Source organism: Rhodoferax sp. (assembly GCF_023701345.1).
In the GTDB taxonomy this organism is placed as follows: Bacteria; Pseudomonadota; Gammaproteobacteria; order Burkholderiales; family Burkholderiaceae_C; genus Rhodoferax.
On the sequence record NZ_JAMPXE010000029.1, the window covers coordinates 19,013 to 28,671 of the forward strand.

The 9,659-nt window shown below is 59.8% G+C and carries 12 protein-coding genes and 1 pseudogene; 11 read left to right on the forward strand and 2 right to left on the reverse strand.

The window, feature by feature from the left end:
- The first annotated feature begins 137 nt into the window (after positions 1-137).
- The 4 genes from NDI87_RS06085 to NDI87_RS06100 all read left to right on the forward strand — a co-directional run bounded on the left by NDI87_RS06085 (position 138) and on the right by NDI87_RS06100 (position 3,276).
- The gene (locus NDI87_RS06085) at positions 138-1,175 is read left to right on the forward strand and encodes an RluA family pseudouridine synthase (RefSeq protein ID WP_296273927.1); all 1,038 of its coding nucleotides are present in this window, start codon (positions 138-140) and stop codon (positions 1,173-1,175) included.
- Between the two features lie 9 nt (positions 1,176-1,184).
- A complete protein-coding gene (locus tag NDI87_RS06090; protein ID WP_296273928.1) occupies positions 1,185-1,844 on the forward strand; it encodes an HAD-IA family hydrolase in 660 nt (219 codons plus the stop codon).
- A gap of 9 nt (positions 1,845-1,853) precedes the next feature.
- The gene (locus NDI87_RS06095) at positions 1,854-2,216 is read left to right on the forward strand and encodes a Rieske 2Fe-2S domain-containing protein (RefSeq protein ID WP_296273929.1); all 363 of its coding nucleotides are present in this window, start codon (positions 1,854-1,856) and stop codon (positions 2,214-2,216) included.
- A gap of 82 nt (positions 2,217-2,298) precedes the next feature.
- The gene (locus NDI87_RS06100; RefSeq protein ID WP_296273938.1) at positions 2,299-3,276 is read left to right on the forward strand and encodes a S49 family peptidase; all 978 of its coding nucleotides are present in this window, start codon (positions 2,299-2,301) and stop codon (positions 3,274-3,276) included.
- Between the two features lie 47 nt (positions 3,277-3,323).
- On the opposite strand, the gene NDI87_RS06105 is transcribed toward NDI87_RS06100, so the two are convergent.
- Positions 3,324-4,079: an SAM-dependent methyltransferase gene (locus NDI87_RS06105; protein ID WP_296273930.1), complete on the reverse strand. Its 756-nt coding sequence runs from the start codon at positions 4,077-4,079 to the stop codon at positions 3,324-3,326.
- The gene (locus NDI87_RS06110; RefSeq protein WP_296273931.1) at positions 4,076-4,669 is read right to left on the reverse strand and encodes a Maf family nucleotide pyrophosphatase; all 594 of its coding nucleotides are present in this window, start codon (positions 4,667-4,669) and stop codon (positions 4,076-4,078) included. Before NDI87_RS06110 ends, NDI87_RS06105 begins: the two co-directional genes overlap by 4 nt.
- Positions 4,670-4,694: 25 nt before the next feature.
- Between NDI87_RS06110 and NDI87_RS06115 the strand changes: the two genes are divergently transcribed.
- The 7 genes and pseudogenes from NDI87_RS06115 to NDI87_RS06145 all read left to right on the forward strand — a co-directional run.
- Entirely contained in the window at positions 4,695-5,243 is a 549-nt protein-coding gene (locus NDI87_RS06115) for a YceD family protein (protein ID WP_296273932.1), read from the forward strand.
- 120 nt (positions 5,244-5,363) lie between these two features.
- Complete coding sequence (gene rpmF, locus NDI87_RS06120) at positions 5,364-5,546, forward strand: 50S ribosomal protein L32 (RefSeq protein WP_296160206.1); 183 nt, start codon at positions 5,364-5,366, stop codon at positions 5,544-5,546.
- 115 nt (positions 5,547-5,661) lie between these two features.
- Positions 5,662-6,687: a phosphate acyltransferase PlsX gene (gene plsX / locus NDI87_RS06125; RefSeq protein ID WP_296273933.1), complete on the forward strand. Its 1,026-nt coding sequence runs from the start codon at positions 5,662-5,664 to the stop codon at positions 6,685-6,687.
- A 27-nt stretch (positions 6,688-6,714) separates the two neighbouring features.
- Entirely contained in the window at positions 6,715-7,692 is a 978-nt protein-coding gene (locus NDI87_RS06130) for a beta-ketoacyl-ACP synthase III (protein WP_296273934.1), read from the forward strand.
- 59 nt (positions 7,693-7,751) lie between these two features.
- Positions 7,752-8,711 carry an ACP S-malonyltransferase gene (gene fabD, locus NDI87_RS06135; RefSeq protein ID WP_296273935.1) on the forward strand — a complete coding sequence of 320 codons (960 nt, stop codon included), beginning with the start codon at positions 7,752-7,754 and terminating at the stop codon, positions 8,709-8,711.
- A 1-nt stretch (position 8,712) separates the two neighbouring features.
- Positions 8,713-9,462, forward strand: a complete 750-nt coding sequence (gene fabG, locus NDI87_RS06140) for a 3-oxoacyl-ACP reductase FabG (protein WP_296273936.1) — start codon at positions 8,713-8,715, stop codon at positions 9,460-9,462.
- 119 nt (positions 9,463-9,581) lie between these two features.
- Positions 9,582-9,659, forward strand: a pseudogene (locus tag NDI87_RS06145) (acyl carrier protein); the annotation flags it as partial.

Here is a 9,659-nt window from a genome sequence, read left to right on the forward strand (position 1 = left end):
GACAATGGGTCAGTCATTTGCGGGCAAGGTGTCAGGCGGTATCGACTTTTCTGGCGGAGCAAGAGGCGCGTGAACTAAACTTCACCGACATAAAAAATGAATGATTCGTTAAATCAACCACTTACAGCACACCACCAGTGAAAGTCATTATAGAGGGCAAACCCTCTGCGCCTGCGCCCCAAGTTAAAACCGTTTGCATCGACGAAGACAGTGCCGGCCAGCGCGTCGACAATTTCCTGATGCGCCATCTCAAAGGGGTGCCGAAAACCCATATTTACCGCATGATCCGCAGTGGCGAAGTGCGCGTCAACAAGGGCCGGGTGGGCGCCGACACCCGGCTCGTCGAAGGCGATTTGGTGCGTGTGCCGCCGGTGCGCATTTCCGAGCGGGTGGCAGAAAAGGCGCTGGCCATGGCGAAGGGCACCGTGCGCGGTGTGCCCGCCCGCGACTTTGCGGTGCTGCTCGAAGACGAGCACCTGCTGGTGATCAACAAACCTGCCGGGGTGGCCGTGCATGGCGGCTCGGGCGTGAGTTTTGGCGTGATCGAGCAATTGCGCATGGCCCGCCCGCAGGCCAAATTCCTGGAGCTGGTGCACCGGCTGGACCGTGAAACCAGCGGCATTTTGCTGGTGGCCAAAAAGCGAAGTGCGCTGAAAAACCTGCAGGACCAGTTTCGCGAGCGCCAGACCGGAAAAACCTACCTCGCCATGGTGCGTGGTGTCTGGCCAGCCAGGCTCAAGGTGCTCGACAAGCCATTGCACAAGTATTTGCTGGACAGCAAGGACAATCAGGCCGGTGAGCGCCGCGTCAAGGTGGTGGCGCGTGATGATGCCGATGGCATGCCTTCCGTGACCCTGGTCAAGGTGCGCGAGCAGCTGCCGCAGGGCACCCTGCTGGAGGTCACGATCAAGACCGGCCGCACCCACCAGATCCGGGTGCATCTGGCCAGTGAAGGCCATCCGATTCTGGGCGATGACAAATATGGCGACTTCGAACTCAACAAGGCGCTGGCCAGCGCGGGCGCCCGGCCTGGCCTCAAGCGCATGTTTTTACATGCCTGGCGTTTGCAGTTCAATCACCCCGCCAGCGGCGAACGGCTGGAAATTCTGGCAGAGTTGCCGCCTGAATTGTCTCAATTTCTATCCAATCCGGCGCCTGTGCGCCCTTCACCCTGACTTTTTCACATGACTTCTCGACGTTTTGATCTGATCGCCTTTGATTGGGATGGCACCCTGTTTGACTCCACCGCCATCATTGCCCGCTGCATTCAGGCCGCCGTGCTGGATGTGGGTGGCCAGAAACCCAGCGACGAGGCCGCCTCGTATGTGATTGGCATGGGCTTGATGCAGGCGCTGGCCCATGCGGCGCCGGATGTGCCCAAAGAGCGTTACCCGCTGCTGGGTGACCGCTACCGGCACCATTATTTTGCGATCCAGCACGAAATCAGCCTGTTTGAAGGGGTCTTGCCGATGTTGGCTGGGCTCAAGGCGCGTGGCCATTTGTTGGCGGTGGCGACCGGCAAAAGCCGCCGCGGACTGGATGAGGCCTTGGCCACCTCGACATTGGCGGGGACATTCGATGCCTCGCGCACTGCCGATCAAACCGCCGGCAAGCCCGATCCGCTGATGCTGCGTGAACTGATGGCCGAATTTGACGTGCCGCCCGAGCGCACCTTGATGATTGGCGACACCACTCACGATCTGCAAATGGCGCTCAATGCCGGTTGCGCCAGTGTTGGCGTAAGTTACGGTGCGCATGAGCCGGAGGCATTTGTGGCGCTCAAGCCCCTGGTAGTTGTGCACGATGTGGCGCAATTGCATGACTGGCTGCGTACCCATGGCTGAGTGCCTGGTATGACCCAGCCTGTTTTTCTGTGTCAAGCGCACGCGCTGGTGGACAGCAGTCTGGCCGTGCCATTTGAGGTGCGCTATCTTGACAGGAACCAGGCTGCTTTTGCGGTGCGTTACCAGGGCCGGGTTTATGCCTACCTGAACCGTTGCAGCCATGTGCCGATGGAAATGGACTACCAGCCCAACCAATTTTTTGACATGTCCGGGCATTGGCTGATGTGCGCCACCCATGGCGCCACCTATGCGCCGCAAACTGGCCAGTGCAGCCTGGGGCCGTGCCGCGGTGGCCTGATAAAAATTGAAGTGTCAGAGGCCGATGGCTTGGTGCACTGGCATACTTCCGACAAATTCCAACTGCCTATTTAATATGAACGAACCTGTTATTGACCCCGTCGAGCCATCCCCCGGGGTGCCCGAATCTGACCGGACTCAGGCACCCGATCCGGCCATGGGCGCGGCCAAGGCGACCCAGAAAACGGCAAACACTGCGCTTCCGGATGTTCCGAACTGGGAGCGCACCACGCTGGAAAAGCTGGTTTTCGCCAGCTTGCATGAGCAAAGGCTGGCACGCCGCTGGCGTACTTTTGTGCGGCTGGCCTGGCTGCTGTTTTTTGCGACACTGGGCTGGCTGCTTTTCAGCGAAGGGGTTGCCAATCAAAATGTGTCCACGCCGCACACGGCAGTGATTGAAATCAAGGGCGAAATTGCCTCGGGTGCCGAGGCTGGTGCCGAACTGGTCGTCGCCTCCGTGCGTGCGGCGTTTGAAGACACCGGGGCCCAGGCGGTGGTGCTGTTGATCAATTCACCCGGCGGCAGCCCGGTGCAGGCGGGCATCATCAATGACGAGATCAAGCGGCTCAAAGTGCTGCACAACAAGCCGGTCTACGCCGTGGTGGAGGAGTCAGCGGCTTCAGCGGCTTACTACATTGCGGTTTCGGCCGACAGGATTTTTGTCGACAAAGCCAGCATTGTCGGCAGCATTGGTGTACTCATGGACGGCTTTGGCTTCACCGGGCTGATGGACAAGCTCGGGGTTGAGCGCCGGCTCATGACAGCGGGTGAAAACAAGGGTTTTCTGGACCCGTTCAGCCCGCAGACCGAGACACAGCGGGTTTTTGCCCAGGCCATGCTCGATCAGGTTCACCAGCAGTTCATCGCGGTGGTCAAGGAAGGGCGTGGCCAGCGTTTGAAAGAAACACCGGAGACCTTCAGTGGTTTGTTCTGGAGCGGGCAGCAGGCCGTGGAGATGGGGCTGGCCGATCAGTTGGGCAGTCTGGACTTTGTGGCGCGGGAAGTGGTCAAGGCTGAAGAAATCATTGACTACACCCGCCGCGACAACGTGGCAGAACGTCTGGTCAAGCGCTTTGGTGTGGCCATGGGTGCCGGGGTCATGTCTGCGCTGAAATCCGGCACTGCCCTGCATTGAGTCTGGTTAGCAGGTTTTGACTGGCCTGCGCCCGGGCTGTGTCCTGATCAGCGACCAATGGCAAAGACGGCTGGTGTTGCATTGTTCAGCAACACCGGTTTGTGCTTCCAGTTTTTGATGCTGTCACTGACGATGCTGGCGTTCACCAGTGTGAGCCCGCTGCTGATGGCCAGCCGGGTGTTGTGCTGCAGCGTTTGCAACAGGGCTTGAAACATGGCCAGGTTGCGGTAGGGCGTCTCAATGAACAACTGGGTCTGGCCGGTTTTGAGCGCCAGCGCTTCCAGCTCCCGAATGCGTTGCAAGCGCTCCTGCGGGTCTTGTGGCAAGTAGCCCACAAAGGCAAAGTTTTGCCCGTTGAGTCCACTGGCGGCCAGTGCCAGCAGCAGCGAAACCGGTCCTGTCAGTGGTACCACCCTGATGTCCAGGTCATGGGCGGCGCGCACCACCGACGAGCCGGGGTCGGCCACAGCGGGCATGCCGGCCTCGCTGACCAGCCCCATGTCGTGTCCGTCAAGCGCCGGTTGCAACAGCACACGGGCATCGAAGTTGCCGTTGTGGTCGCCTTTTTTGTGCACTTCGCGCGGCAGTTCCACCAGCGACAGGGCCTGAATGGGTTGGCACAGCGGCGTGATCTCGTTGACGCGCTTGAGGTAGGCGCGCGCCGACTTGGCGTTTTCACATACCCAGTGCGCCAGACCGGCAGCCACCGTGATGGTGCTCATGGGCAGGGTGTCGCGTAAATCGGCGCTTTGGGCGCAGCCAAAGTCCAGCGGCGCGGGTACCAGGTAGAGCCGGCCTTTCATAACACCTTGCGCCCGGCGGCTTCCAGCAAGTGGCAGGTGCGAATCAGCGGCAGACCCACCAGCGCGGTCGGGTCGTCGTTGTCAATGCGCGCCAGCAAGGCAATGCCAAGCCCTTCGCTTTTGGCGCTGCCAGCGCAGTCGTAGGGCTTTTCCGCCAGCAGGTAGGTCTCGATCTGGTCGTCGGTCAAGTTTCTGAATTGAACCTTGACCGGCGCCAACTCGGTTTGGGCGAACCCGGTGGCTTGGCACACCACGGCAACTGCGGTTTGGAAAATCACGGTTTGGCCGCGCATGCGCTGCAGTTGCGCCACCGCACGCGCATGGGTTTCGGGCTTGCCCAGGGCCTGGCCGTTGAGGTCGGCCACCTGATCGGAGCCGATCACCAGGCATTCGGGATGCAGTGCGGCGACCGCTTGCGCCTTGGCCAGCGCCAGACGGCGGGCCAGGGACTCCGGGGTCTCATGCGGCAGCGCTGTCTCGTCTACCTGCGAGGCGATGACGGTAAAAGGCAGCCGCAGCCTCTCCAGCAAGTGGCGGCGGTAAACCGAGGTGGAAGCCAGGATGAGCTGGCGTGGCGGGGATTCAATCATCCCCCGATTCTCTTACACTGCAGGCATGACGACCAACCAACGCCCCCCCAAACTCGATGTCAAACAAGCCGGTCAATCATCGTTGCAGCTTTCCGGCCAGGATGTATTGGTGAATTATGAGCGCCTGATGGCCGAAACGAAGGAGTTCGGGGCACAAAATGCGGTGAATTGGACAGTGCGGTGCGAGCTTCAGCCCGACGCGAAGGGGCAGCCGCAGGTGTGGCTGTTCTTGAGCGTTGCCACCAGCCTGCCCCTGACCTGCCAGCGTTGCCTGGGGCCGGTCGACGTGCCCGTGCAGATGATTGAGAGGGCATTTCGCTTTGTTGAGACCGAGGCACAGGCCGAACTGGAAGACGATGTCTCGCCCGAAGATGTGCTGGTGCTGAGTCGGGACTTTGACTTGGCGACTTTGATGGAAGACGAGGTGTTGATGGATTTGCCGGTGGTGCCGCGCCACGACACTTGCCCCGTGCCCGTCAAGCTGACGGCCGTGGATGCTGATTTTGAAGAAGTCTCGACCAAGCCGAGTCCTTTTGCGGTGCTGGCCGGGCTGAAGGTTCCCGGCAAACCCTGATGTTTTCAAACCCGCTGCCTTGGGTTATACTCTACAGCTTTTGCGCATGACGTGTGCGCTTTTTAACAATCCCAATGGGCTGCCAACAAACTGGCAGCTTATAGCCTTAAGGAGCGGAACATGGCCGTCCAACAAAACAAAAAGTCCCCTTCCAAGCGCGGTATGCACCGTTCGCACAATGCTTTGGTCGTGCCCGGTATCGCAGTGGAAGCCACCACAGGCGAAACGCACTTGCGTCACCACATCAGCCCCAATGGTTTTTACCGTGGCCGTCAGGTGATCAAGAGCAAGACTGAAGCCTGATTCATTTAGACACCCAAGGCCCGGGGCTACACGTTTGGTGGCCCCGGGCCTTTGCTTTTTTGAGTCTGATGCACGTCAGGCTTGTTGTTGATGTTTGTTGGGCAAGCTGTAATTCATGATCACTATTGCTGTTGACTGCATGGGGGGCGACCATGGTCCCGGTGTCACCTTGCCTGCGTGTTCCCGTTTTCTGGATCAACATCCGGATGTACAACTGATTCTGGTCGGTTTGCCGCAAAGCATGGCTGGCTTTGCCCATGCACGGGCCACTGTGGTGCTGGCCAGCGAAGTGGTCACCATGGACGATCCGCTGGAAGTTGCGCTGCGGCGCAAAAAGGACTCGTCGATGCGGGTGGCCATCATGCAGGTCAAGGATGGCGCCGCCCAGGCCGCAGTTTCTGCAGGCAATACCGGCGCCTTGATGGCTATATCACGCTATCTCCTGAAAACCCTGGATGGCATTGACCGCCCCGCCATTGCCGGGCAAATTCCCAATGCCAAAGGGCAGGCCACCACCGTGCTCGACATGGGTGCCAATGTGGATTGCACGGCTGAGCATTTGCTGCAGTTTGCGGTGATGGGGTCGGCGCTGGTGTCGGTGCTCAGTGGCGAAGACAACCCAAGCGTTGGTCTGCTCAACATTGGTGAAGAAGCCATCAAGGGCAACGAGGTCATCAAGAAAGCCGGTGAATTGCTGCGCGCTGCCGGCAAGGCGGGCGACCTGAATTTTTATGGCAATGTTGAAGGCAATGACATTTTCAAGGGCACGGCCGATATCGTGGTCTGCGATGGTTTTGTCGGCAATGTGGCACTCAAGGCCAGTGAGGGTCTGGCTGGCATGATCGTAGACTTCTTGAAAAAAGAGTTTTCGCGCAATATCCTCACAAAAATGTCAGCCCTGGCGGCTTACCCGGTGATTGCCGCACTCAAGAAACGCATGGACCATCGGCGATACAACGGCGGTGCCTTGCTGGGTTTGCGCGGTCTGGTGTTCAAGAGCCATGGCTCGGCCGACGAGATGGCTTTTGGCTTCGCCCTGACGCGGGCGTATGATGCAGCCCGCAATAATTTGTTAGATCGTGTTCGGATTCGAATTGCCCATGCCGCGCCGCTGTTGGCGGGTGATGAAATGCCAATTTAATCGCAGACGACTTTCCCGGTTTGACCCATGAAAACTTACTCTCGTATTACTGGTACCGGCAGTTATTTGCCACCGCGACGCCTCACCAATGCTGATTTGGTGGCTGAACTTGCCACCCAGGGTGTCGAGTCCAGTGATGACTGGATTGTTGAACGCACCGGCATCCGCGCCCGCCATTTTGCCGACGCCGGTGTGGTGAGCAGCGAGCTTGCCCTGCCTGCCGCGCGCCAGGCGCTGCAGGCAGCGGGTGTGCAGGCCGAGGACATTGACCTGATCATCGTGGCCACCTCGACCCCCGACATGGTGTTTCCCTCGACGGCCTGCATTTTGCAGGGCAAGCTGGGCGTCAAGGGCGGTGCGGCATTTGATGTGCAGGCGGTTTGCAGCGGGTTCATCTACGCCCTGACCATCGCCGATTCCCTGATCAAAACAGGTACCGCGACCAAGGCGCTGGTGATCGGCTCCGAGGTGTTTTCGCGCATCCTGGACTTCAAGGACCGCACCACCTGCGTGCTGTTTGGTGACGGCGCGGGTGCGGTGGTGCTGGAGGCGTCCACGGAACCCGGCATTTTGGCCACCGACATCCACGCCGACGGCAGTTACACCAATATTTTGTGTGTGCCCGGGCATGTTTCCGGCGGCCAGATCCTGGGTGACCCGCTGCTGCGCATGGATGGCCAGGCTGTATTCAAACTCGCGGTCGGCGTGCTCGATGAAGCGGCACGTGCTGTTTTGACCAAGGCGGGCAAGACGGATGCCGACATTGACTGGCTGATTCCACACCAGGCCAACATTCGCATCATGCAAAGCACCGCGCGCAAGCTCAAGCTGTCGATGGACAAGGTGGTGGTCACGGTGGATCAGCACGGCAACACCTCAGCGGCCTCGATTCCGCTGGCGCTCGATACTGCGGTACGCAGTGGCCAGGTCAAGCCCGGCCAAACCTTGTTGCTTGAAGGTGTGGGGGGTGGTTTTACCTGGGGCGCCGTGCTGCTGAAGCTGTAAGCGACCCAACCTGCTGGTTTGTGGCTAAAGTCTTATTCCTCATCTCTATCTGACAAAACATGAAACCATTTGCATTTGTATTTCCGGGTCAGGGATCGCAGTCCGTCGGCATGCTCGATGGCTGGGGTGATCATCCGCAAGTCAGGCAAGCCCTGCAAGAGGCCTCCGAGGCCTTGGGCGAAGACGTCGGCCTGCTGATCAAGGACGGCCCCAAGGAGGCCCTGGCGCTGACCACCAACACCCAACCCGTGATGCTGGTGGCTGGTGTGGCCGCCTACCGGGTCTGGATGGCAGAAGTGGGTGTGGCGCCACAAGCGCTGGCGGGACATTCGCTGGGCGAGTATTCGGCACTTGTCGCTGCTGGCGTGTTGACGCTGTCGCAAGCGGCACCGCTGGTGCGTTTTCGGGCCCAGGCGATGCAGGAGGCCGTGCCTGTGGGCGTGGGTGCCATGGCTGCCATTTTGGGCTTGGATGCCGCGCAAGTGGCGGCCGGCTGTGCTGAAGTCACGGCTTCATTTGGTCAAAATTCTGCCGAGGTGGTCGAGGCAGTCAATTTCAATGACCCCGGCCAGACCGTGATTGCGGGTTCCAAGGCGGCCGTCGAGCAGGCCTGCGTGGCCCTGAAAGCGCAGGGCGCCAAGCGTGCCTTGCCCCTGCCGGTGTCGGCGCCGTTTCACTCCAGCCTGATGAAGCCGGCGGCGCTCAAGCTCAAGGAAAAATTGCAAGCCACAGTCTTTGCGCCGCCTCACATTGCGGTGGTTAACAACATCGATGTGGCTGTGGAGCAGGACCCCGACCGGATTCGCGACGCGCTGTTTCGCCAGGCCTTTGGCCCGGTGCGTTGGGTCGAGTGTGTGCAGGCGCTGGGCGCGCGCGGTTTGCCCAACCTGGTCGAGTGCGGCCCCGGCAAGGTGCTGGCAGGCATGACCAAGCGCATCAACGCCGACATGCAGGGCATGCCCTTGCTTGATCTGGCCAGCCTGGCTGAAATCAAGACTTTTATTCTGGATACGCAATAACATGAACGAAGTCAAATTTGAAGGCCAGGTGGCCTTGGTCACAGGTGCCTCGCGCGGCATTGGCGCGGCGATCGCCTTGTCCCTGGCTGAACGCGGCCTGAAAGTCATCGGTACGGCGACCAGCGACGCCGGCGCAGCCAAAGTGTCGCAGTCGCTGTCTGCCTTTGCCAATTGCTCCGGGCGTGTCCTGGATGTCAATGACGCCGCGGGTGTCGATGCGCTGATCGACAGCATCGTCAAAGAGCACGGCGGGCTGCAGATCCTGGTGAACAACGCCGGTATCACACGCGACAACCTGGCCATGCGCATGAAGGACGATGAGTGGGATGCGGTGCTGGACACCAACCTCAAGGCCGTTTTTCGCATGAGCCGTGCGGTCATGCGCACCATGATGAAGCAGCGTTATGGCCGCATCATCAGCATCACCTCGGTGGTGGGGGCTTCGGGCAACCCGGGGCAGGCCAACTATGCGGCAGCCAAGGCCGGTGTGGCCGGCATGACACGTGCCCTGGCGCGTGAACTGGGTTCGCGCAACATCACCGTCAACTGCATTGCCCCCGGTTTCATTGAAACCGACATGACCGCCAATTTGGCCGATGAGCAGCAAAAAACCTTGCTTGCCCAGATTCCCCTGGGTCATCTGGGCAAGCCCGCTGATATCGCCCATGCGGTGGGCTATCTGGCATCGCCGCAGGCGGCTTATGTCACAGGACAGGAATTGCATGTCAATGGTGGTATGTTCATGGCCTGAGGGCCAAGCGCCATTGATGTCAAAATAAAGCCGCGTTATCCGTACGGCAGCCGGGTTCAGGAGTCCTTTCCAAGCCCGGCTAAAATCACGGATCTTTTCACAACCCTTTGAGGGAACCCATGAGCGATATTGAAGCACGCGTTAAAAAAATCATTGCCGAACAACTCGGTGTTGAAGAATCCCAAGTCACCAACGAA

Excerpts from the sequence above, each read along its gene's own strand:
- NDI87_RS06105 (WP_296273930.1), bottom strand. The coding sequence starts at position 4,079 with ATGAAAGGCCGGCTCTACCTGGTACCCGCGCCGCTGGACTTTGGCTGC.
- NDI87_RS06100 (WP_296273938.1), top strand. The coding sequence starts at position 2,299 with ATGGGCGCGGCCAAGGCGACCCAGAAAACGGCAAACACTGCGCTTCCG.
- fabG (WP_296273936.1), top strand. The coding sequence starts at position 8,713 with ATGAACGAAGTCAAATTTGAAGGCCAGGTGGCCTTGGTCACAGGTGCC.
- NDI87_RS06115 (WP_296273932.1), top strand. The coding sequence starts at position 4,695 with ATGACGACCAACCAACGCCCCCCCAAACTCGATGTCAAACAAGCCGGT.
- NDI87_RS06090 (WP_296273928.1), top strand. The coding sequence starts at position 1,185 with ATGACTTCTCGACGTTTTGATCTGATCGCCTTTGATTGGGATGGCACC.
- NDI87_RS06095 (WP_296273929.1), top strand. The coding sequence starts at position 1,854 with ATGACCCAGCCTGTTTTTCTGTGTCAAGCGCACGCGCTGGTGGACAGC.
- NDI87_RS06130 (WP_296273934.1), top strand. The coding sequence starts at position 6,715 with ATGAAAACTTACTCTCGTATTACTGGTACCGGCAGTTATTTGCCACCG.
- NDI87_RS06110 (WP_296273931.1), bottom strand. The coding sequence starts at position 4,669 with ATGATTGAATCCCCGCCACGCCAGCTCATCCTGGCTTCCACCTCGGTT.
- fabD (WP_296273935.1), top strand. The coding sequence starts at position 7,752 with ATGAAACCATTTGCATTTGTATTTCCGGGTCAGGGATCGCAGTCCGTC.
- rpmF (WP_296160206.1), top strand. The coding sequence starts at position 5,364 with ATGGCCGTCCAACAAAACAAAAAGTCCCCTTCCAAGCGCGGTATGCAC.
- plsX (WP_296273933.1), top strand. The coding sequence starts at position 5,662 with ATGATCACTATTGCTGTTGACTGCATGGGGGGCGACCATGGTCCCGGT.